Origin of the sequence: uncultured Proteiniphilum sp. (assembly GCF_937873925.1) — a bacterium.
Lineage (GTDB): Bacteria > Bacteroidota > Bacteroidia > Bacteroidales > Dysgonomonadaceae > Proteiniphilum.
Window position 1 is genome coordinate 1 of record NZ_CALNAT010000070.1, and the last position, 24,613, is coordinate 24,613.

The 24,613-nt window shown below is 44.9% G+C and carries 14 protein-coding genes; 5 read left to right on the top strand and 9 right to left on the bottom strand.

What is annotated here, in order from left to right; translation table 11 throughout:
• The coding region (locus tag Q0502_RS04650) for a hypothetical protein (protein ID WP_298647747.1) at nt 1–581 on the top strand (581 nt) is incomplete at its 5' end.
• A gap of 129 nt (nt 582–710) precedes the next feature.
• The gene (locus tag Q0502_RS04655; protein WP_298647811.1) at nt 711–1,652 is read left to right on the top strand and encodes a CotH kinase family protein; all 942 of its coding nucleotides are present in this window, start codon (nt 711–713) and stop codon (nt 1,650–1,652) included.
• 533 nt (nt 1,653–2,185) lie between these two features.
• On the opposite strand, the gene Q0502_RS04660 is transcribed toward Q0502_RS04655, so the two are convergent.
• From Q0502_RS04660 to Q0502_RS04700, 9 genes are all read right to left on the bottom strand, one after another.
• Nucleotides 2,186–3,433: an MFS transporter gene (locus Q0502_RS04660; protein ID WP_298647813.1), complete on the bottom strand. Its 1,248-nt coding sequence runs from the start codon at nt 3,431–3,433 to the stop codon at nt 2,186–2,188.
• 52 nt (nt 3,434–3,485) lie between these two features.
• A complete protein-coding gene (locus tag Q0502_RS04665; protein ID WP_298647750.1) occupies nt 3,486–4,889 on the bottom strand; it encodes a sulfatase in 1,404 nt (467 codons plus the stop codon).
• 2 nt (nt 4,890–4,891) lie between these two features.
• Complete coding sequence (locus Q0502_RS04670) at nt 4,892–6,529, bottom strand: sialidase family protein (protein WP_298647752.1); 1,638 nt, start codon at nt 6,527–6,529, stop codon at nt 4,892–4,894.
• A 13-nt stretch (nt 6,530–6,542) separates the two neighbouring features.
• Nucleotides 6,543–7,619, bottom strand: a complete 1,077-nt coding sequence (locus Q0502_RS04675) for a sialidase family protein (RefSeq protein ID WP_298647755.1) — start codon at nt 7,617–7,619, stop codon at nt 6,543–6,545.
• A gap of 256 nt (nt 7,620–7,875) precedes the next feature.
• Entirely contained in the window at nt 7,876–9,327 is a 1,452-nt protein-coding gene (locus Q0502_RS04680; RefSeq protein WP_298647758.1) for a RagB/SusD family nutrient uptake outer membrane protein, read from the bottom strand.
• Between the two features lie 26 nt (nt 9,328–9,353).
• Nucleotides 9,354–12,455: a TonB-dependent receptor gene (locus tag Q0502_RS04685; protein ID WP_298647760.1), complete on the bottom strand. Its 3,102-nt coding sequence runs from the start codon at nt 12,453–12,455 to the stop codon at nt 9,354–9,356.
• 141 nt (nt 12,456–12,596) lie between these two features.
• Nucleotides 12,597–13,508 carry a dihydrodipicolinate synthase family protein gene (locus Q0502_RS04690; RefSeq protein ID WP_298647763.1) on the bottom strand — a complete coding sequence of 304 codons (912 nt, stop codon included), beginning with the start codon at nt 13,506–13,508 and terminating at the stop codon, nt 12,597–12,599.
• Between the two features lie 56 nt (nt 13,509–13,564).
• The gene (locus Q0502_RS04695; RefSeq protein WP_298647765.1) at nt 13,565–14,668 is read right to left on the bottom strand and encodes a kelch repeat-containing protein; all 1,104 of its coding nucleotides are present in this window, start codon (nt 14,666–14,668) and stop codon (nt 13,565–13,567) included.
• On the bottom strand, nt 14,650–15,399 hold the full coding sequence (locus Q0502_RS04700) for a GntR family transcriptional regulator (RefSeq protein WP_298647769.1): 750 nt from the start codon (nt 15,397–15,399) through the stop codon (nt 14,650–14,652). Before Q0502_RS04700 ends, Q0502_RS04695 begins: the two co-directional genes overlap by 19 nt.
• A 609-nt stretch (nt 15,400–16,008) precedes the next feature.
• Between Q0502_RS04700 and Q0502_RS04705 the strand changes: the two genes are divergently transcribed.
• The 3 genes from Q0502_RS04705 (at nt 16,009) to Q0502_RS04715 (ending at nt 24,607) form a co-directional block, all read left to right on the top strand.
• Nucleotides 16,009–18,843: a glycoside hydrolase family 78 protein gene (locus Q0502_RS04705; RefSeq protein WP_298647772.1), complete on the top strand. Its 2,835-nt coding sequence runs from the start codon at nt 16,009–16,011 to the stop codon at nt 18,841–18,843.
• A gap of 212 nt (nt 18,844–19,055) precedes the next feature.
• A complete protein-coding gene (locus tag Q0502_RS04710) occupies nt 19,056–21,659 on the top strand; it encodes a glycoside hydrolase family 78 protein (protein ID WP_298647815.1) in 2,604 nt (867 codons plus the stop codon).
• A gap of 161 nt (nt 21,660–21,820) precedes the next feature.
• Nucleotides 21,821–24,607 (top strand): family 78 glycoside hydrolase catalytic domain, encoded by a 2,787-nt coding sequence (locus tag Q0502_RS04715; RefSeq protein WP_298647775.1) that lies wholly within the window; start codon nt 21,821–21,823, stop codon nt 24,605–24,607.
• Nucleotides 24,608–24,613: the final 6 nt, after the last annotated feature.

Genomic DNA, 24,613 nt, shown 5'->3' on the forward strand with positions numbered 1-24,613 from the left:
CTTTGGGTCTTAATGTCGGCGGCGGCCGTCAATTTGGGCAACTGCGAGTCGGATTGACAGAGGATTTCAACCCCCAAAAGGGAAGTTCCTCCGACCGCAATGTATTTTATGCTGGAGCCGATCTGGCTGTCTACCTATCTGCACTCACAGGATACGGTTTAAAATATCATTACCGCAGCATGCTGGGTGGAGATATCCGACAAAACTATATCGGCCCTATGATCTCTTTCCGTTTCTGGGATGATAAGCGGAGAAATCACTGGATTTTGCATTGTTCTGTCGGTTATGGAAGGATGGTACACAATAATGCCATGATTAAAATAGGAACAAAAGAACCTGAACCTATTAAACTGACTGCCAATTCGCTTGCGGGTGACATTGCTATGGGTTATAATCTGAAACTTTCCCAAAATTTTTCCACGCAATTCAAATTATCCTTAACGATAGCTTATCCTGATTATGTAAGGATATATGACTATGCCCGAATAAATCCGGGAGGTGCAAATCCGGCTCCTGATATTAGTGGATATTGTCAGAATATGAATAGCGTTAACCTTTCAGTAGGATTCGGATTTCATTAACATTCACGCGTATAATATTTCTTATATGGAATTATGAATATGATTATGTAAAAAAATGGTTATTTCTACTCTTTGTTGTTATTGCATTTGCAGGATGTAAAGAAGATGAATCTATGCAAACAATGAGCAATACGAAGAGGAAAAACCTCCTTAAAAGACTGGGTACTTTTGGCCGAATATTGCGACAAATCGATGTTGCGTTCTACTTATGCTTTCGAGTTGTCAAAATTAATGGATTTACCTTGGACTCCGCGCGGCTATCATGTGGAAGTTTTTCTGAACGGTTCGTACAACGGCATTTATTTTCTCGGCGAACATGTAAAGGTGTCTTCAAACAGAGTCAATATTGCCGTTGATGGCTACCTGATAGAAAACGACAACAACTGGGATAAGGAACCTGTATGGTTTACAACTAATCGGGGATTGCATTTTACGTTCAAACATCCGGATACCGATGGTATGGTTGAAGGCGACGAGAATTACAGTTTCATTCTGAATTATATGAATGAATTTGAAACGGTTTTATATTCCGATTATTTTGACGATCCCAATACCGGATACAGGAAGTATATTGATGTCGAAAGTTTTGCTAAATGGTATCTCTTGCAGGAAACATTGGGTAATGCTGAGCCCAATCCTTATTATGTACTTCAATCGCGAACAGGAAAATTGGAAATGTATCCTGTTTGGGATTTAGAATGGAGTCTGGGGCTAGCTTACATGGAGAACAACAGATGGGTTTTACCACCCGCAACCTCGCCTGTTGCTCATTTATATCACAGGAATACATATTTCAGCAGATTATTGCAGGACCCTTATTTCGTTGATATTGCAAAACAGGAGTGGATTAAAGTAAAAGGTCATTTGCCCACATTGACCAATATCATAAGCGAAAAGACTGAAAATATCAGATATGCACAAAACAAAAATTTTTCACGCTGGCCGATACTTGGTAAATACATCAGCGTGGGGCTTGTTAAGTTCGACACATGGGAAGAAGAAGTTAATTATGCAAAAGAATTTTTAGACGCTCGGGTACAATGGTTGGATTTTGAAATTTCAAATTGGTAGCAAAATCCTATTTAACTTAATTCTACTTTGGTAGCTGTCAATTTCTGTTACAACAGGGTCGTACTGTGGCCGACATGCTCTACCTTATCCCCGAAGGTGCACCACATGTATTCAGCGCCCCTGCCTCCGCGATTGCGGGAGAGCTTCCCGAATTGCCGGATCACAAAGAGTACAATTTCGATGTTTGACCGACAACCCTCCTATATACTGCAACAGTGGGGGACAATTGTATTGTTTTCCCCGGTGGAGCATACTACGCCCCTCCGGATTGGCAGGATCGGTTGTCATTAAGCTATATGATATTGATATTAAAAAATAACCAGCCGAATTTCAAAAAGGCTATAACTATTTACTTATCAACAAAATAATTATATTTCTTAGGGTAAATATCTGCAAGTTTTCGTAAATTTGGGCTATCAATCCTGCAGAAAAATATGTTGGCAGAACAGCAAGACAGATTGCCAATTTTTCAATCGTTATCTGTTACCTGTTCACCTATATGTCTGTTCCGTTGTCGTGTGGAAAAAACCGGCTTACCGGTAAGTATATTCCTTTTTCGGTCTCAGGAAAACAAGCAAAACAACCATAGCTGCCAATACGATAACCGCCAGTTTGCTGAAATCGACGCCTAAATGACCCGCATCCATGGAACTTCCCAGGATACGGGTAATGGCATATCCTCCGAAGACGCCCGCCATGTTCATGATCCCGTATGCCGTTGCCCTGTATTTAGGTGAGATGATCTGACAAAGGATAGGCATATTATTGGCATCGAACATACCGAAACCGATACCGAAAAGCAATGCCGCGCCGATAAGGCTGGCATAGCTATGCCCGAATCCCAGCAGGATCAGCGACGGGATGGTTAACCCCAGCCCGATCACACTGGTATATACCCGTCCCCGGATATTTTTCTGCACCCATCGGTCCGACATCGGTCCGCCGATCATCACCCCGATAAACGATGCAACGGCAATGGAAATAGTGGCAATGGGGCCGGCCTGTGCCATAGGAACACCCAGGTTGGCCGTAAACAACGTCGGCAACCAGTTTTTGGTAGCCCATCCCGGTAAACTCGGTGCCATGAAATAGAACAGCATCACCCAGAAAGAAGCCGTGGCAAATAATACCGCGAATCCCTTCCATACAGGTTCTTTTTTTGTTTTTATGCCGGGCTCCGCTTCCGGAAGAACAATAGCCTCTCCGTGGCCTTTCTTTTCGTGCAGGAAAAAGACCAACAGCACAGCATAGCCGATGCCGATAATTCCGAACCAGTGAAAAACGGTATGCCATGAATAGGTGGCGGCAATGGTCGCCCCGAACCCGCCAAGGGCCTGGCCGGCATATAATCCGGTCATATGGATACCCACGGCAAGCGATCGTGTTTTATCGGTATGGTAATCGGCAATCATGGCCAATCCGGCAGGAATATACAGCGCTTCGCTTACTCCCATGAAAGCACGTAACCAGTATACCTGTTCAAATGTCTGGGCTATACCCATTCCATATGTTACCCCCGACCAGGTAAAAAGACTTCCCACGATCAACCATTTCCGGTTGATCCGGTCGGCAACGGCTCCCGCAAACGGGCTTACCAGCCCATAAATAAGCAGGAAAATACCCATCAACCTTCCGAAATTCTCGGCCACCGCCAATTCCTGTATATCCATCTGCATGGAAGATTGCAGCGTCGAGAGCATTTGCCTATCAAGGTAATTCAGTAACGCCACCATCCATAATAATCCCACTACGATCCAGGGATACCCTTTACTATTTTGAATTTTTCTCATCACGCAACCGATTTTTTAATAGTATAAGTTGTTTCATATCACTTTAGAGATCGGGGACTTGTTCCGCATTTTCCTTCGGAATGAATTTTTTCAAATTTTCAATGATCGTATCATTTTTTCCATCTCCGGCAACATTCCGCCATTCATAAGGATCGTTTGTATGGTCGTACAACTCTTCTGAGCCATCAGCATATTGAATATAATGCCATCTTTCAGTACGAACCGCGTGATTTCCTTTCATGTAGGTCATCAACGCAGGAGGAACGCTTACAGTTTCATCTTTTAACAAAGGTACCAAGCTAAAACCGTCAGCTTGATCCGGAATTTCTAATCCGCAAAGTTCGCACAAAGTCGGGTAGATAGTAGTCATATCCACCGGTTTACTAACAATAGTATGTGGTTTTGTCGCTCCCGGAGCGATGATAATAAACGGTATGTGCGTGGTTTTTTCCCAGAGCATAAATTTTTCAAAATGTTGTTTTTCTCCTAAATGAAAACCGTGATCGGACCACAGAACGATTATCGTATTGTTTCTGTAAGAGCTTTTGTCCAGGGCATCAATAATCTTTCCGACCATTGCATCAGCAAACGAAGCACAAGCCTTATAAGCCTGAACATAGTTCTTATAAGCATCCGCATCTTGTTTTTGCGCTTTTATCATCCCTTCCCAGAACCAGTCGGAAGAGGCCATCAATTTTTTTGCCCCTTCCGGCAAATCATCCAAATCGTTGCCAGGAATTTCAGGCATCGTACTATCTTTCGAAGGATATTTATCGAAAAATTCCTGTGGGGCAAAGAAAGGGGAATGAGGTTTGTAAATTCCAACATTCAGGAAAAAAGGCTGATCGAACTTCTTATGCAGTTCTCGAATGGTATATTCCACGGTCCTGTAATCAGCTGTTTTGGTAATATCTTCAGGCCAGACTCCCCAATCGGTATTCCGGGAACCATACCAGTCTAGACCATTTAGCTTTTTATCCGGGTAAGGTTCGTTGATGTCCATCATCAAGAATTCATGAAAAGAAGCATTATCGTGAAAAGACCAGTCATTGTGGTGATGGAAGACTTTTCCAGATCCGCAAACGAAATATCCATTTTCCTTAAAATAGCGCTGAATGGTTTTTATTTGAGGAAGTGCTCCTCTCCAGTCCGAACTATTCCCGTAAATACCAGTTTTGTGAGGGCGTGTTCCAGTCATTACCGATGCACGGGAAGGATTAGATGCGGGTGAAGAGCAGTAGGCTTTGGAAAAAAAGGCTCCCCGTGCGGCCAGTCTCTCAATGTTCGGGGTTTTTACCGGATTGTTTTTGTCGAAAACCGTTGTCCAGTCATTCATATCGTCAATCGTAATGAAGAGGACATTGGGCTTTTCCATAGATTGACACGAAGCCCGGGAAGAAACGGTACTCAGAGTTAAACAAGCTGTAAAGATCAAATTTGATTTCATTATTATTTTCCAATCAATTCATTTAATGCAATTTGTTGAAAAACCATATCGGCCTGGCTGCTTTCATAAAGGATACCTATGGTATTTTCGTCCACCGACGTAATACAGGAATATCCCCGTCCGCTGTATTCATCGAGCAGTATCCAGTATTCTTCCGGCCAGGTTCGGCCATCATCGAAACTTACCTTTAAGGTAATATGATCGCGCTTGGAAGTTGAATTGGGGTTGACGAAAAGCAGTATACTCTTTTCCGTCCCGCCATCGTTATACACATGCTTATGCAGGCTTGCCATACAGGTAGGTTCTATCAACGCTTTCCGGGAAGTGGAATGTTCCGTCCATGTTTCTCCCAGATCGGTCGTCGTGGCGATGTTCCGTCCGTTTATTTCCTCATTTCCCCGGTTACGGTTGTCCCGCATATTCAGCATAATCGACCTGTCGGATAATTCCACCGCCATGCATTCGGTTGTTCCGCTGGAAGCAAGTTTGGATACGTTCCATGTTTTTCCGCCGTCTTTGCTCCAGGTGATATTGGAGAACGGTTTGCCCATCTCGTCCCGGCCTTGTGTCGGGAATACCAGTGTACCGTCCGACAGGGTGATCCCGTGCCCCGGCGCAGGGGCAAACAACCACCACTCTTTTTTCTTGATAGGGGTGATATTCACCGGTTCGCTCCAGGTCAATCCGTCGTCAGTACTTTTCGTGATCAGGAATTGGGATGTTTCTTTTACACCGAATCCGGGCTGGGAACCTTTCGCCTGCCACTGATGTATCCACCGCGTACTGTCTCCGGTCATCCCTTCCACCCATTTACCGGTTTCACGATCGAGCACTCCGTGCATCCAAAGTCCTGCTATATAGATGTCGCCGTTATTATCATCTACCAGAATACAGGCATCACTTACTCCGTTATATTTCTCCGGCAATCCACCCCATTTATTCATATCCAGTACGATCTGTATCGGCTCCCAGGTACGGCCTTCGTCGAGACTCCGGTTCAACCCGATATCTATATGTCCCTGCAGATCCCGTGCACTTTCATAGCGGGCATCATAGATCGCCAATAAGGTGCCCTTTTTAGAAGTGGCTAGTCCCGGAATACGAGAAGTATGCACTCCGTCCTGCATGTGCCGGCGTACTGCCACGCCGACCCTGAGGCTTTGTATATCCGCGGCAGGAACACGGATCTTCCCGATATCGGTAGAGATACTTTTACATTGCACCTTGATCCTGTGCGTAAGATCGATGTTTTCTTTTAATGTAACGGATACCCAGAATGTAAGCGTATCTTCGGTAACGTTGAAATTATCCCTGAATGTAACGACGGAAGCAGGCGGTTGCGCTTCCCCTATAAGAGTACCGGTAGCGAAATTTCCTTTACTGTCGGATTTCAAAAGTGATATCCGCTCGATATCGTTCAGATCGGTCGTTCCTTCCAGCGAAACAACGATCTTTTGCAACGAATAATCAATCAGCTGTTGCCGGATCATTTCAACTTTCAATACGGGATTGGCATCTTTTCCCGTTAACACCGGGAGAACGGGACTTTCTATCCTTATAGAAATTTCATCTGTATAATTTGCACAAGATAATACCAGCACAAAAAGAAGAACAGGTAATATTTTTTTCGTCGGTTTCATCGCATTGCATTATTTATTGAAGCTGTTCAAAAGAAATAATTGTAAAACCTATTTTTTCATACGGATTCTGCGTACCATATTCATATAATAGTCCGATATTTCCGTCAAAGAGATTTACCAAATCTGAATAGGCTGTTGGTCCCGGATGAACCAAATAGGAGTACGGCCATGTTTTCCCGTTATCTTTGCTCAGTCTAACCGTCATTTTTTCCCTTTTATCGTTCGATGCCGGATTTGAAAAAAGGAGATTATTACTGATCGTTCCGTTTTTATTATAATTCAATGTGCTTCCCTGACAAACAGGTTCAACCAATTCCGGTAAGTATTTCATTTCCGACCAGGTTTCTCCTCCATCGGAACTGATAGCAAATGAACGGGTTTTGCTTTCTTCCCGGTTATAATTTCGCATATTCAGCATCAAATCACCATTTTCCAATTCCACTACACTACTTTCATTTCCTCCAGGCTCATTAACTATACCTCCGAGATTCCAGGTTTCTCCTCTATCGTCAGAATAGATAATATGGGAATGGTATGTTTTTGTACCGGCAACCATGTGATTAGCCGGAACGACAAGGCGTCCTTCATATTGCTTGTTTTGTAACTGAATACCATGACAGGGACCGGTTGCGTACCAAGTCCAATCCGGACGTTTGACTGTCGACGTTATTTCTTTCGGTTGTGACCATGTTTTTCCATCATCGTCCGAATAAAGTACAAAAACTCTACGGGTATCTTTACTGGTCTGATCTATAATTTCTTTTTCATGATCTTCCCCTGAATTCCAACAAGATATCAATAGGATACGCCCGGTAGTTTGATCTATTATGGGGGCCGGATTACCACAAACGTTCTCCCTATCGTCCCATACCGTAATCATTTTACTCCAGGTTTTACCTCCATCTTCGGAACGTTTTAAAACCAGATCTATATCACCTGTATCGGAACAACTGTTTTTGCGGGCTTCGGCAAAGGCCAGCAAAGCACCTGTTTTACCCTGAACAATAGCAGGAATACGAAAACAGGTATATCCATCCTGACTCTTTTGGAAAACATTCGTCACCGTGGGAATATTTCCCTGTGCGTACATACAAATACTTATTTGTATTAGTAAACCAAAACACATTGATATTATTTTCTTCATATGACAACATTTTATCATCATTTCAAAATTCAATACGGCCTCTTTACTTTATATAAAACATTTTTATATCGAGATCTGAGGGTTCATATAACACAACACAATATAGGAAAGGAATACTGGCAGAGTGACGTTTCTCTGCCAGCAATTCATGAATGTCTTTTCCGTTTTGAGTATAAAATTTTCTTGCTGTTATTCATTTCTTTTATTTATCGTAGCCCGGGGTCTGCGTGAGATTGGGATTTCTGTTGATAGACGCCTGAGCTATCGGCCATAACAACACATTTAATTCATTCTCCCGTCCTTTCAGATATGGATTTTTTTCAAAAGCTACACCGAAACGAATATAATCCCACCAAAGCTTTCCTTCTGCGGCAAATTCTTTCAATCGTTCATTTAATATAGCCTCTTCAATTGCAGGAGAAGATAATCCGGAAGCATAAAAATCTTGTATCCCATATGCCCTTTCCGCAATCTTATTCAGAGCAACACGTGCACCGGCTATATCCTGCTTCGCTAATTTTATTTCGGCATCAAACAACAAAGCATCGGCATAACGATAAACAATTACATCCGAATCAAATATCCGGGTTCCATTTGTCCACTCACCGGCAAATTTGTTGATCCACTGAAATGTTGCATTCTTCGGTTCATCGAAATATGTATCAAAACTTACTTTTGTCCTTTGATCCCTCTCATCTTCCGAAAGGATGGCTTTATATTCTTCCGTATAGAAACACCATTGCTGATGACTTCCTACTTTTACAGGATTTTCGATAGCTTCCTCCGAGACATACTGGGAAGGAACAAGATAGTCGGCAGGATAACCACCTGTATATTCATCTTTGATATAACTCCAGGCGAAAATAATCTCTTTCCCCATCTCATTTTCAAAAACAGCAGAGAAATTTTCTTCCAGACCGTAGAAAGAATTACCCAATACAGCGGTAACGGCTATGGCTGCTGCATCCAGGTTAGCCTGTCCTCCGTTTCTTACTTTATACATCCACAGGTTATAATCGGCTTTCAGCATATTGATGGAACCCACAGAAGCAAGATTCCGGTCTGTTGTGTTCGATGGTATCAACGACAATGCTTCTTCTATATCATCGTTTACCTGTTGAAACACTTTGTCTGCCGGATCCCGTACCGGGAAAAGTCCATCCTGTTTATCGGACTCAAAACCTTCCAGCAATACCGGAGCATCTCCCCATATACGACCGATCCAGAAATAACAGAAAGCCCTTACATAATAGGCATTCGCCAATACCCTATTTTTAGCTTCTTCACTGTTAAAAGCAATATCCGGCGTATATTTGAGGATCAGGTTTGCCTGATTGATCGTAGTGTATAGATCTTCCCAGTTTGCATATCCGTGGTTGGTAGGCAGCTGGTTTTGATACACCTGATCTCGGCTGGTTTGTCCGGTTAACCCATCACTCCACAATCCTGTCCGGTATTCTCCCCAATAAATGTAGCCGATACTAAAGCCTGATCTAAAACTGTTATATAAACCATACATGGCCGATTTAGCATCTCCTTCATCCTGCCACATTGAATTCGCAGACACTTCACTTTTTTGTTGAATATCCAGATCGGCATGGCAAGCAGTCAGTACCGCAAAAATCGTCAATAATATTATTGTTTTAAGTCTCATAATTTTAGATTTTTATTATTTGAGGTTTAGAATGTAACTTTTACACCTACCGCATATTTCCGAATAGGAGGATAGTTATAATAACTGGCATTATAGGTAGTAGATGCTCCTACTTCGGGAGATACTCCTTCTACTTGTGTAAAATAATGTAAGTTATTACCCGACAGCGTGATCGCTAAATTCTGAATTCCAAATTTCGTTAGTTTGGTAGGCGGGATGTTGTATTGCAAGCTAACTTCGCGGATACACAGATAATCCCCTTTATAGTTGAATATATTGGATGTGCGGCTGAAGTTAGCATTTCCGTCGTCCGGATCATTTGCCGTAAACCGGGCATATTTCGTATTATCTCCCGGTTGTTTCCAGGTCTCTTTTACTTTATCTATTAAGGTATAATTATTTGCAAACGTATTCATAAAATAGCGCATTTCTGAATTATTGTTGATAGAGTGTCCTAAGGCCCAATCCAGAAAAATATTCAGAGACACATTCTTATACGTGAAGCTATTGTTTAGCCCTCCTGTAGAATGAGGAACAGTATATCCCAGGAAAAACTGATCCTGGCTATCGATATAATCTTTCCCATCTCTGGTCAAACTGCCCGGACGGTTCTTCCATTCATAATCTCCGATCTCTTTCCGCCCGGCAACTCTTTTGCCGTCAGAATGACGATATCCTTTCGCAGAATTATCATACATGGCATTATCGGCCTGTGCTGGTGTCTCTATAATATAATCCACTACATATCCGTAGTACCGGTAAAGCGACTCTCCTTCGGCAGTTCCTCCGAAAGCGGTTCCGTCGGCCAATGTAATACCACCGATACGATTACGGTCACGCCCGTTATCAGGTAGTTTCAATACCTTATTTTTCACAAAGCTCCATGTAACCTTTGAAGACCATTCGAAATCTTTCGTCCGGATATTAGTCGAACCGATCTCTACATCGAATCCATAAAATTTCACTTCTCCGATATTGGTTTGCACATTGGCAAAACCGGTCGTATTAGGGAGTTCTTTACTAAAAAGGAGATTTTCTGTTCTTTTATCAAAATAGTCCGTACTCACCGTCAGCCGGTTATTGAATAATGATAAGTCAAAACCCAAATCCAATTGAGTGGAGGTTTCCCACGTCAGATCTAGATTTGGCATAGTCGAGGGAATAATACCCGCAATGCCGTCGTATTTTGCATTCGTCGAATATCTTCCATATGCATCATATAATCCGATCGCATTATTACCGGTTTGTCCATAACTAACTCTTAATTTCAGATCATCCAGATTCCTGATTCCTTCCATGAAATTCTCATCGGAAATAATCCAACCAGCAGATACGCCCGGGAAAAAGCCCCATTGCTTACCCGGCGCAAAACGGGAAGATGCATCCTCACGAAATGTCGCAGAAAAAAGATATTTCTTTTTAAAATCGTAAGATAAACGCCCAAAGTATCCGATCGTCACATCTTCCGTATAATTGCTGGTGGCATTCTTCTTATTCGGCCCGGCTGTCAGGGTTGGAACCTTATCAGAACTTGCACCGTCTACTTCTGCTGCCAACGCCTGATTAATATCTTTCTGATAAGAATATCCACCCATCACAGAAAAGGAATGATTATCAATTCCTTTATTATAGGTTGTATACACCTCTAACTTATCCCGCCTGAGTTCACCAAACGAAGATTTGGCCGGACGCAAGCCATTAAATTCATTCGCTTTCTGGAAACTATCATTTTTATAATGATGATTGTAGGTCGATAATTGAGCCTCCGCCTTAAGGCCGTCTATGATTCGATAAGTCAGTTTACCAAATGCCGACAGACGTTTGTCTTCCTGGCTCTGGTCATTATAATAGGCATACCATAGCGGATTAGGAGAGGTTGCATTGTATCCTTTCGTGGGGGTCCCGTCTTCATTATATTTCTTTTGTGTAGGAGGAGTTGCCAAACCCCGTGAGATAACATTCATTTGGTTTTCATATTCCTGCGATTCTGTACGGGAATAATCAAATCCTCCCATAAACGACAAGAATTTATTAATATTCACATCAATATTGCTCCGCAGATTTAAACGTGAATAATTGGTTGCAATTGCCACACCGGCATCATCCGTATATCCCAGACTTACATTATACCGGACACCTTCATTTCCTCCGTCAAGCCCCACATAATAATTCTGCCACAGGGCTTGTTTATAAATCTCATCCTGAAAATTGTTATTCTGAAAGATCAGGGTCTTCGTCGGATCCAACGGATCCGGCATGGACTGATAACCAGCCGGCACAGATTCTCCCTCGCCCAGATAACGGGTTGAATAAATTGAAGAAGCCGTATTACCGGAACTGGCGGAATACCCGTCCATCCAATTAAACCGTGCATTCGGGCCTACTGCAACGGCCGGACGCACAATACTCAAATAATCGGCTGCATTCATGAATTTATATAAAGTTTCTGCTTCCTGTAAGGCCACATTGGCTTCAAAAGTAATGTTAGGCGCCTTATTTATAGACCCTTTTTTCGTTGTTATCAATACCACACCGTTTGAAGCTCTGGATCCGTAGATAGCTGTTGAAGCAGCATCCTTTAATACTTCTATAGATTCGATATCATTCGGATTAATTCCGCTGAAGGCTCTTTCTACTCCATCTACCAGAATAAGAGGCTCATTGCTTTTATTTATAGAGGATCCTCCCCGGATGCGGATGGTCGCATCGGCACCGGGAGTATTATTGTTGGAATATATCCGGGCACCCGCTATTTTTCCTTTCAATCCTTCACCCACAGTGCTGATCGGAATATTCTGCAACGCTTCCCCTCCTACTTTTGTAATAGCGGAAGTTACCGTACGCCGGGATTGGGTTCCATACCCCACAACAACGACTTCATCCAGCCCTACGGTCGAGACATTCAGCACCACGTTGAGACGTTCCTGATTCGTTATCCTTATCTCCTGAGGTTGAAATCCTACATAAGAAAATTCCAAAGTTGCTCCCTGAGGCACTTTTATTTCAAAATTACCCTCTATATCCGTGACTGTTCCGTGAGTAGTGCCTTTCACTACTACAGAAACACCCGGCAACGTTTCTCCTTCATTATCATGGACTACCCCGGTAACGGTTATTTCCTGTGCCATAAGGAAAGACAATGAAGTAAACAAGAAAATAAAAAAGGCTAAAAATCGACAATTTTTTCCCATCTTTGTAATGATTTTAAGATATCTGTGTTTTAAAATTATTGTAGAAAGGGGTACTATTTGCAGGATGTACCTCTTTCTCTATTTTCCCCAAAAACCGATTGCCTCCAGGTCTTTTCTGAGAGAATCGTATTCTTCTTTTTCAAACGGAGCAATGGGTAAACGACATTCTCCGCATGCGATCCCGATCAAATTCATAATAGCTTTTCCGCCTCTTACACCTCCCCCGTGTTGAATGATTACTTTTACAATTTCAATGGATTGCATCTGAAACGCCCGGGCTGCCTCAAGATCGCCTTCCTCCATCGCTTTCATGATATTCAAATACACCGAAGGCAGGTAATTGTACGTGCTTCCTACACCTGCTACCACGCCCAATGCCAACCCGCAAATAAGCACTTCATCGTACCCGTGCAATACTTCGAATGCCCCGCCATCAAGATGGATACAGTCCCCCATTTCCATCAGGTTGTTATGAGTGAATTTCACACCGGCCAGATTGGGAATCTCTTGTCTCCCCTCTTGCAGAAATTGGGCAACAGGTAAGCTAACCCCTGTCATCGAAGGCATGTTGTAATAATAGAAGGGCAGCTCGGAAGCGGCGGCTGCAACCGGTTTGAAAAAATCGACCAGGTCGCGTACCGACGCCGGCTTGAAAAAACCGGGAGCAATGGATCCGATTCCCCAGGCTCCTGCCTCCGCTGCATGGCGGGCAAGTTCCACCGACTCCCGTTGGCTATTGCTGCCCACGTGGGCAATTACCCTAACGTCTCCCTTGGAAGCCCTTATCCAATGTTCAAGGATCTGTTTTCTCTCCCCCGCGGTCAATGATGTAAATTCGCCGGTGGTTCCACACACGAACACTCCCGATATACCCGAATCGACAATATGCCGCGCGTATTGATCTATAACCGAATAATTAATATCGCCATTCGAATGCATGGGAGTAAAGGTTGCGGCAACCAACCCTTTTAGTCTCTGATAATTTTTCATTTTGATTTATTGATAATTAGTGTTTTATTAAGCGCTATCGCGAGATAGGCGGTGAGTTATTTCTCTAATGGTACAATCTGTCCTTCATATACGGAGGCTATTCTCATTCCGGGCTTTATTTCCCCGCTTGTAATGTAGAACCTGTTTTCACGCTTCGCGATATTGGTCGTGACCGGAACGGCAAAAGGCAAGATTTCCTCGTGAATGAACATGTGTAATACCCGATCATACACCCGGAGGATATTTTCAAATCCCGGGTGTTCGCAGGATCCGGGAAGTATTTTTGTTACACCTCCGAAAAAAATAATATCCTCTTTCCAAACAAGTGCCGTCCCTGCCATTACCGGAAATGTTCCTTGCAGCCGCGTCCATTCATTACGGCAAGGATCGTATCTATGCCCGTCCGTGAGTATCTCCAGATAACCGGACGAATTATAATTCCTTCCGCTGAACAGGTAAAAACCCCCGCCTTCTCCATTACCACCGGCAACACTCACTGCATAGCCCCGGGCACCGCCATCCCACGAAGGCAGTCTAATCCATCCTTTATCTTTATGATTCAGGTCCAGCATGAAAAAATGATTCGTCGCGTTTTCTTCGATCATTTTCTCCTGGCCCCCCGCAATATATATTCTGTTATTCAGCAACGCGCCCGTGGCATTCGCTAACGGCACAGGAAGTGATGGCCAATCGTGAGAAATCTTGAATGTCCCTCTCTCCTTGTAAATAAGAAACACGTCATCAAAACATTGTTGGGCATCGCATCCTCCTATACATAATACCCCTTCGGGCAATTGCACGGAAACGCCATAAGCAACAGCCCCCGGTAAGAAGTCGTTGATTATTCCCCATTGAAAATCCGGGCTCCCTGTATTCGCGTAATAGAGGCTCCGCTCCCAGTTCTTCCGTCCCCCTTCCCAGGGCATTTTTTGGGGAAAGTTAGCTCCGCCTGTAATGATTAGTTCATCACCTGCGAACCCGGAAAAAGCACCCGCAACACCGATATTTTTTTCAGTATGAGGGAACGCCGGAAGGGAATTCGCCGTATTCCACGCTATCTGCCATTTTAACCGCGGCGGCAATGACGTCTTACCGGTTGTATTTATAATGGATACACTGCTCATGGCAACCAGGAAAAATATTATTTTTTTATCGCCCATTTTTTTTGATCAATAGCATCATTTTTTTGTCGAATGAAAATCTTATAGACCTCGAAGTGCTGTGCAAGGGCTTTTCTATATCCTTCCTCATCATGGTTCTTCAAGTATTTCAATAAATCCTGATGAGTCACGATACGCCCTTCCTCGTTCAGTCGAATGTTTATCGGCGCTAAATACTCTTTAAATTTGTCCTTCACGAAGGTCATAACAGGATGAACAATGCTCTGGAATTCGGCAATTGTTTTATTCCCGGTTATCTGGTATAGTTTCGTGTGGAAAGTAAATTCACTGAAAGGAGCATATTCGTTGTTCTCGTACATGATACCCACCTTCACTATTTCCTCGAGGTCTTCTATATCCTCTGGTGTAATGTTTCTGAAAATATCATTGACAATTCCCAATTCCAAGGCGATTCTGAAACCCAAAATATCAAACAACGCGTCCTCGCTTAAAATACGAGGATCCACTACCCGCTTCATCCCTCCCAGGATAGACGGCTCCGAAAGAATCATCCCCCGCCGGGTGCGGGTTTCAATCATCCCCATCATTTTTAGCCGGCTCAATGCTTCCCGCAACACGCTCCTGGCTACCCCCAAGGCAGCGGACAGTTCCATCTCGTTCGGGATGTGATCTCCCTGTTGGAGATCTTTTTCTTTGAAATAGTTCAAGAGCTTCTCTTCTACCTGATCCACCAACGTAACCGAATTATTCTGGATTTTCAATTTTTCCATGTCCACGCTCTTTTATTTTATGGTATGTATTAATTATATGATTTGTCTGACAAATATACAGCGAATATTTTTTAATAAACAAAAAATAATTTGCATTTTAACTATTAAAGGCTATATTTTAACTTTAATTTGTGTATTTGGCTTTTCCAGGGATAATTCTTTAACTTTTGTGGTTAATGGGGAAGTCTGTCAGGGATTTCTCTCCCGCTCATCTCTTTCATGTATGATTGAATCATCAACCCTTCTTCACAAAACAGCTCCTGATTTACATTCAAGTCTGATTAAAAACCTATTTCTTCAGATATATTCTCTTGCTATATCAAATCTCTTAGTCCTTATATCATTTTGCCTGATTTATAAAATGGAAATAATGTTTTATTTTTGTAGAATAGAGTTGAAGGGCCGGAAAAATCATTAAAAACTGATCCTATCATCAACGTTTTCATTAAACTGAATGAGCAGAAGCAAGCCTGGTTGAACTATTCACGGGCGAGAACTATTCCAATAAGCGAGTACAGAGGCAAAACTTGTTTTGACTATGTTGAGCATAGAAATAGTGCAGCAATAATTGAAAACAATCAAATATATTGAACCGTCTAAAACAACAATATGGCTTTATCAGAGTGTCTAAGCATAACCTTACACAAGTTGCAGAAACCGGGAATAACAATTCTCTTATCCGTGTTCATGATCTGCACGCACAATGCCTGTGGTATCACCCGATCGGATAGATTAAAGATCGTAAAAACCACCTGCGGGTATCAACATAACCCGCTGTTGGTTGCCACAGCAACGCCTCATTTCGCATGGCAGATTCAATTGGGTAAAAAGAATCAGGCAACGCTCCAATCGGCCTACACCATTGAGATCTATACCCGTGTAAACGGGGAAGAGGTGAAGGTATGGAATTCAGGGAAAGTACAGTCTATCCAAAGTCAACGTGTTGAATATAACGGCACTGAAGCGCTTCTGGCAGAAAAAGAGTACCTATGGAGAGTGAGGATCTGGGACAGCAACGATACCCCCTCGCCATGGAGCGAACTCAACAGCTTCAGAATCTCGCCCGCAGACCTTAACACCGAGGCCAAATGGATCGGGGCGATCGACAAAAAAGATGCCAACATCCCTGAGGGAAGAATTTACCACGGGTTGGCTATCTCTTCGAAAGAAGGGAAGAGGTGGCAGCAAACCCACCCGCTCTCCAAAAGAAGCATCTACCTGAGAAAAGATTTTTCCATTGATAAGAAAATCGAGGATGCGATCATCTATGTCAGTGGTTTGGGGCACTACCAACTGACACTGAACGGGGAGAAGCTGGGAGATGCTCAGTTCGACCCGATGTGGAGCGATTACGACAAAACGATCTATTACAATGCGTACAACGTGACCGACCAGTTGGAAAACAATAACGCGATCGGCGTCCTGCTCGGGAATGGTTTTTTTAATCAACAGGGAGGGCGGTACGTGAAAATGCAGGTGAGTTTCGGCCCTCCCACCCTCCTGTTTAAAATGGCTATCACCTACGAAGATGGCACCTATGAGGAAATCTTCTCGGACGAGAGCTGGAAGTATTCCCCCAGCCCGCTTGTTTTCAACGACATGTACGGAGGGGAAGATTACGATGCACGGCTGGAACAGGAGGGGTGGGACAGGTACGGATTCGACGACTCCGCCTGGCAACCGGTAGTAGTACAGACGGCCCCCAATGGACAATTGAAACCCCAAACGACCGCTTCCGTCAAAATCATGGAGACCTACCCTGCCCAATCCGCAAGAAAAGTAGGCGACGCGTACGTGTTCGACATGGGACAGAATTTATCAGGGTATCCCCTTATAAAAATAAGGGGAAAAGCTGGCGATAAAATCCGGTTGACGGTGGGAGAAAATATCCACGAAGACGGGTCGGTGAACCAATCTCAATCGGGATCACCCTATTATTACGAGTATATCCTGAAGGGAGGAACCGAAGAGGTGTGGCACCCCCGGTTCACGTACTACGGTTACCGGTACATCCAGATAGAGGGGGCCAAGCCGGAAAAGGGAGCCGGTCTCCAACCCGGTAACTCCAACAATGACGAAGAGTCGCGACTCATCAGCCATCCTGATGATCCACGGGATATACCTCTGCTAACAGCAATACAATCCTGTTTTGTCTATAATTCCACCCCTCAAACAGGCCGTTTTCATTGTTCGAACGAAATATTCAATAACGCCTACCAGCTCATCATCAACGCGATAAAAAGCAATATGCACGCGGTGTTTACCGATTGTCCCCATCGTGAGAAGCTCGGTTGGCTGGAACAAGTGCACCTCAACGGCCCGGGATTATTCTACAATTTCGATCTTACCACGTTCGCGCCGAAGATCATGCAGGACATTCGCGATGCACAACAACCAAACGGGTTGGTACCCGATATCGCGCCCGAGTACGTGGTTTTCGAAGGGGGATTCAGGGACTCGCCCGAGTGGGGAAGCACGGCCGTGATCCTGCCCTTCATGTATTATCAATTCTACGGCGATAACTCCCTGATCACGAAATACTACGATGTAATGAAAAGATACGTCGATTACCTTTCTTCCACCGCTACCGACCATATCGTGTCGCACGGGCTGGGTGACTGGTGCGACTACCGGGAGGACAAGCCTTATGGGGTATCGCATAACACGCCCGTACCATTATCCGCATCCGCCCACTATTACATGGTAGTCGATTACCTGGCACAAGCCGCGAAGATAGTGGGAAACCCCGAAGATCATGCCCGGTATACCGCGTTAAGGGAGAAGGTGAAGGCCGCATTCAACCGGAAGTTCTTCGATGAACAAACCAATCGGTACGGGAGTGGGAGCCAGGCTTCAAACGCTATGCCATTATTTGCAGGAATTGTGGAGCCCCGGCACAAACAAGCCGTTCTGGATAATTTAATAAAGGATATAAAAGAGAAAGGATACCGGCTCTCCACAGGTGACGTCGGAAACAGATACCTGTTCCAAACGTTGGCCGATAACGGGTTAAATGAGATCATGTACAAAATGCATAATCACAGGGAAGTGCCGGGGTACGGGTTTCAATTGCAATTCGGGGCCACCACCCTCACCGAACTGTGGGATCCGAGAGCAGGTGCCTCATGGAATCATTTCATGATGGGGCAGATCGTGGAGTGGTTCTATAAATCGCTGGCAGGAATAACGACAGATGATCACAGCGGTTTCCGTAACATCGTCATCGCACCGAAGCCGGTCGGAGACCTGAAATTTGTGGAAGCATCCTACGATACATTGTATGGAACGATCTCCGTCAATTGGAGAATCAATGGCGACCAGTTCAAAATGGACCTGTCTGTTCCGCACAATTGCACAGCCAAAGTGTATCTTCCGCAGAAAAATAGTTATCAGACCGTTGGGAGCGGACATCATTCGTTTACCACAACATTGACAATGAATTAATATGATAAGATGAAGGTGTATATGATTTGTGGATGTGATGATGTGTTGATGTGTTGATGTGTTGATTTATTAGCCTCATTCAAGCTGGGTCAATCTTCTTCAATCTGAATCAGTAAATCTACAAATCGATAAATCGTCTTGGTTCTTTATTCTAAAACAGTCTTTTTATTATGGGAAAATTGTACAGATTCATCATCCTACTTATACTCCTCATGTTCAGCTATTTTCTGAAAGGTGAATCATCTTCCTTGCCGGTCGATCTGAAAACCGACCATCTGGAAAATCCCCTCGGCATAGATAACCCTAACCCCAGATTGGCATGGAGGATTGAGGACAACAGGCAGGGAGCACGGCAGTCCGCCTACAGGGTCATTGTCGGTACCGATTCCCTGAAAGTACTTAACGGGGAAGGCGATATATGGGATTCCGGAAGGATGGACTCAGACCGGCAACTCATTACCTATGAGGGAAACAGCCTCGCACCTTTCACAAGATATTACTGGAAGGTGATGATATGGGATGCAGGACAGAATGAAAGCGTCTCCGGTATCCAATCCTTCGAAACCGGAATAATGAAAATCAGCCACTGGCAGGGTGACTGGATCAGTGACGGGAGGGATATCCATTATGCACCCGCTCCCTGGTTCCGTAAAAAATTCCAAACCGGCAAAGAGATCGCATCGGCCCGTGTATATATCGCCGTCGCCGGATTGTATGAACTCTATATCAACGGCGAAAAGATAGGCAACCAGCGCCTCGATCCGATGTACACCCGCTTTGACAGAAGAAATCTTTACGTCACCCACGACGTGACCGCTCAGCTGCAGAAGGGAGAAAATGCCATTGGGGTGATCCTCGGCAACGGTTGGTATAACCATCAGTCAATGGCCGTATGGGATTTTCACCGGGCCCCCTGGCGTAACCGCCCCGCTTTCTGTCTCGACCTGCGAATCACCTATGCCGATGGCACTGTGGAGACCATCCCCACTAACCTGAGCTGGAAAAAATCGGACAGCCCGGTGATCTTTAACAGCATCTACACAGGGGAGCATTACGACGCACGGTTAGAACAAGAGGGATGGAGCGAACCGGGGTTCGATGATTCACAATGGCAGGGAGTGGGATTACGCTCCACCCCCTCGCAAAACATTACTGCGCAACAGTTAAGACCGATCCGGAATGTGTTGACAATCCCTGCTAAATCCCTCAACAAGATAGATGAAAAGACCTATGTGTACGACTTCGGGCAAAATATGTCGGGAGTAACCAGGATAAAGGTCGCCGGTGAAGAAGGCACGGAACTGCGGATAAAGCATGGAGAACGCCTGAATGACAACGGACGGATCGATATGTCCAACATCGATGTGTATTACCGGGGAGACCGGGAAAAAGATCCTTTCCAGACCGATATATTGATATTGAGCGGAAAGGGAGAGGATGAGTTTATGGCTCGCTTCAACTACAAAGGATTCCGTTATGTGGAAGTGACCAGCAGTAAACCGATCAGGCTGGATAAAAATAACCTGACTGCTTATTTTATGCACAGTGATGTTCCACCAATCGGGAAAATTGAAACTTCAAGTGACCTTATCAACAAATTATGGTGGGCAACGAATAATGCCTATCTGTCGAACCTGATGGGTTATCCCACCGATTGCCCGCAACGCGAAAAGAACGGTTGGACCGGTGATGGTCATTTTGCGGTCGAAACGGCATTGTACAATTTCGATGGTATCACCGTATATGAGAAATGGCTGGCCGACCACCGGGACGAGCAACAACCCAATGGAGTATTACCCGACATTATTCCCACAGGAGGATGGGGATATGGTACCCACAACGGATTGGACTGGACCAGTACAATTGCCATTATTCCCTGGGAAATATATAAATTTTACGGCGACGCCAAACTATTGGCAGACTGCTATGATAATATCAAACGGTATGTGGATTACGTGGATCGTACAAGCCCTGAAGGTCTCACCTCCTGGGGACGGGGTGATTGGGTGCCGGTGAAATCACGCTCCAACCTGGAGTTGACTTCCTCCGTCTATTTCTATGTAGATACGAAAATCATGGCTGAAGCTGCGAAACTATTCGGAAAAGGAACGGATCATCAGTATTACTCCGCATTGGCAGAGAAAATCAAAAATGCGATCAACAAGAAATACCTGGATCGCGAAGCCGGCATTTACGCCAGTGGAACCCAAACCGAATTAAGTGTGCCGTTGCAATGGAAAGTGGTACCGGAAGACATGATACCTCAAGTTGCACGAAATCTTGCAAAGAAAGTGGAAGAAGCCGGTTTCCACCTGGATGTGGGGGTATTGGGAGCCAAAGCTATTTTAAATGCATTAAGTGAAAACGGCTATCCCGAGGTGGCCTATAAGGTAGCTGTGCAGGACACTTATCCCTCCTGGGGCTGGTGGATCGTGAACGGGGCCACCACCCTGCTCGAGAACTGGGATCTGGATGCCGGGCGGGATATCTCCGACAATCACATGATGTTCGGTGAGATCGGCGCATGGTTCTTCAAAGGCCTGGGCGGTATCTTTCCCGATGTCGCACAACCCGGATTCAAACATATTATCCTGCGTCCTAATTTCATGAAGGATCTGGAACAGTTCGAAGCTCAATTCAATTCTCCGTACGGATTAATCCTTTCCCGATGGAAATGGGAAAAAGGAAAGATAAATTATCGGGCTGTAGTACCTGCCAACAGCAGTGCCACCTTGTATCTCCCCGATGATGTGGAAGGGAACAAATTATTGGAGCTGGATGCGGGAACGCATCACTTTACATTTACCATAAAATGACTAATGTGCCAATGTGAAGAATGTAAATAATAATTTCATAATTTAATGGTTGGAAGATTTAGTGGTTAAATAATGAATTACAATTTGATGTAATCAAACCCAAAATAAAATAATTTTTCAATTATCTTTATTCTTTGTTCTTTACTCTTTATTCTAAACAAATGAAACGAATAATCTTTTTTCTGACCTTTCTGACTCTTAGCGTTATAACCGTTTTGGGAAACAAACAATCATCGGTGATACCCGTCAATCTCACCTGCGAATACCTGACGAACCCGACCGGTCTGGATGTAGCATATCCACGTTTCAGTTGGATACTGCAGCCAACGGACAAATCCGCTTACGGACAGCGACAAACGGCGTACCGTATTCTCGTGAGTAATTCCATAAAGACACTGGCTAAGAACCAAGGTGACATATGGAATTCGGGCTGGGTGCAGTCGGATGATATGCAACTGGTCGAATACAACGGCAAACCGCTACGATCTGATGAGAAGTATTTCTGGAAAGTAGCCGTAAAGGATGAAAAGGGCATTGAATCGGGTTACAGCAAGGTAGCCGGGTGGAGTACAGGATTGTTCTCACAGGAAGAATGGACAGCGAAGTGGATCGGCACGAACGAAGCATACAATCCGATGCAAGGGCCCAATAAGATGTACGATCCATGGTTCCGGAAAACTTTCAGTTTAAAGGAAAAGCCGTCTAAAGCGACACTGTTTGTCGCATCGGTAGGATATCATGAAGTATATGTCAACGGAAAAAAAATAGACGATCACGTACTTGCACCGGCAGTAACGGATCACACCAAAAGGGCCCGTTACATTGCCTACGATATTGCCACCGCACTCACACCCGGCACAAACGTCATTGCTCTATGGCTGGGAACCTCCTGGTCTATTTTCGGACCTTATGCAACATCCGATAAACCCCGCGCTCCCCTCGTGATCGCCCAGACAGACATCTACGGTAAAAACAACCAAAAACCAGTGAGGATCATTACCGATGAGTCATGGAAAACGCACCCCAGTCCCAATAAGCTGATCGGAAACTGGGGGTTCGGAGTAGGCGGATACGGAGGCGAGATCTGGGATGCCGGCAAAGAGGTGAAAGGGTGGAACCTGGCAACCTTGAATGACCGCGACTGGAAAAATGCCAGCGTGTACACCCCGGCGCTGAACCTATCGGCGCAGAGAGTAGAGACCAATAACCTGATCGATGAGATTCACCCCGTCGCTGTCAAATCCCGCCCTGATGGCACTTATCGGGTAGATTTGGGTGTGAATTTTGCGGGATGGACACATATTCCCGTAGAGGGTAATCCCGGAGATACCGTCTATTTCCTGTTTTCGGAAAGAGAGCAGGATGATATGACGTTCGGGTTAATGAACGCTTACGTGATCGGCGCTTCGGGAAAAGGAACCTTTGAAAACCGGTTCAATTACAGTTCGGGAAGATGGGTCACGATCAAAGGGTTGAAATCGGCTCCGCGAAAAGAGGATATCAAAGGTTGGATGGTGCGCACCGGTTTCCAAGATGCGGCCCGGTTCGAATGTTCCGATCCGTTGCAGAACTGGATCTACAATACCGTGAAGTGGACATTTGAGAATCTGTCGCTTGGCGGATTTATCGTCGACTGTCCGCAACGCGAACGGTTCGGATACGGGGGTGATGCGCATGCCACTTCCGAAACCGGCCTACTCAATTACAAGCTGGGCGCTTTCTATAACAAATGGCTGGAAGACTGGCGTGATGTGCAGGGAACAGAGCCGATGACAGGGAATATGAACAATCCGGAGTGGGCACGCAAACAAGAAGGAAGCGGCAGGAGACTGGGGGGAGGCATACTGCCCCAGACAGCGCCTACCTATCATGGCGGCGGCGGCCCTGCATGGGGCGGAATAGTGGTCACCCTCCCGTGGTTCATGTATCAATACCACGGCGATATGCGGGTTCTCGAAGAAAATTTCGAAATGGTCAAAGGATGGTTGGAGTTCCTGGATACCCACGTGGAGAACGATATGCTCAAACGGTATGGCGCTCAGTGGGATTTTCTGGGCGACTGGCTCTGGCCGGGAGCAACAGCAGAGGGAATGAATAATTATTCCGATGAAAACATTTTTTTCAACAACTGCTACTGGGTATATAACCTGAAAACGGCAGTACAGATCGCAAGGGTAATCGGAAGAACCGAAGAAGCGGATCAATGGGCACGCCAGGCGGAACGGTCGGCAAAAGCTATTCATGCGAAATATTACCACCCGGATGATCATAACTACTCCGACAGCTCGATGCGAAGCCTTGCAGCTGCCCTGTACGGCGATATCATGCCGGCAGAACTGCGCCCGAAGGTGATGGAGAGGCTGGCGGATGAAATCCTTGTCAACCGGAATGGACATATAGACGTGGGGATTACCGGAGGAGCGATGCTTTTTAAAGTATTGCGCGAAGAAGGACGAAACGATCTCATCTATTCCATGACATCCCAAACCACTTATCCGGGTTGGGGACTTATGCGCGACAGCGGCGCCACTACCATTTGGGAGATGTGGGAAAAAGATCTTCCGGGGCACTCACTGCTGCACAGTTCCTATCTCTACCCCGGTGCGTGGTATATCGATGGTTTGGCCGGCATCCGGAAAGATGCGGATGTTCCCGGCTTCAGAAAATTTGAGATACGGGTGCCGCAACTCACCGAAACACCAATTTCCGGCGCAAAAGCTTCGTTCGACTCCCCCGCGGGGTTGATCGAATCGTCCTGGAACCGGGAAAACGGCAAGACAGAATTAAACGTAACCATACCGCCCAATTGCATGGCAACAGTCCTGTTTCCCGATGACAACGGAAAAGCCGTACGTGTAATAAACGCTGAACATGTAAAAGAAACAGGCAGGAAAGACGGATATATCCTCTTTGAGATCCCGGCGGGAAGGTATCGATTTAATGATTAGATAATG

Excerpts from the sequence above, each read along its gene's own strand:
- Q0502_RS04700 (WP_298647769.1), bottom strand. The coding sequence starts at position 15,399 with ATGGAAAAATTGAAAATCCAGAATAATTCGGTTACGTTGGTGGATCAG.
- Q0502_RS04670 (WP_298647752.1), bottom strand. The coding sequence starts at position 6,529 with ATGAAACCGACGAAAAAAATATTACCTGTTCTTCTTTTTGTGCTGGTA.
- Q0502_RS04665 (WP_298647750.1), bottom strand. The coding sequence starts at position 4,889 with ATGAAATCAAATTTGATCTTTACAGCTTGTTTAACTCTGAGTACCGTT.
- Q0502_RS04680 (WP_298647758.1), bottom strand. The coding sequence starts at position 9,327 with ATGAGACTTAAAACAATAATATTATTGACGATTTTTGCGGTACTGACT.
- Q0502_RS04710 (WP_298647815.1), top strand. The coding sequence starts at position 19,056 with ATGTTCAGCTATTTTCTGAAAGGTGAATCATCTTCCTTGCCGGTCGAT.
- Q0502_RS04695 (WP_298647765.1), bottom strand. The coding sequence starts at position 14,668 with ATGGGCGATAAAAAAATAATATTTTTCCTGGTTGCCATGAGCAGTGTA.
- Q0502_RS04705 (WP_298647772.1), top strand. The coding sequence starts at position 16,009 with ATGGCTTTATCAGAGTGTCTAAGCATAACCTTACACAAGTTGCAGAAA.
- Q0502_RS04685 (WP_298647760.1), bottom strand. The coding sequence starts at position 12,455 with ATGGCACAGGAAATAACCGTTACCGGGGTAGTCCATGATAATGAAGGA.
- Q0502_RS04715 (WP_298647775.1), top strand. The coding sequence starts at position 21,821 with ATGAAACGAATAATCTTTTTTCTGACCTTTCTGACTCTTAGCGTTATA.
- Q0502_RS04690 (WP_298647763.1), bottom strand. The coding sequence starts at position 13,508 with ATGAAAAATTATCAGAGACTAAAAGGGTTGGTTGCCGCAACCTTTACT.
- Q0502_RS04675 (WP_298647755.1), bottom strand. The coding sequence starts at position 7,619 with ATGTACGCACAGGGAAATATTCCCACGGTGACGAATGTTTTCCAAAAG.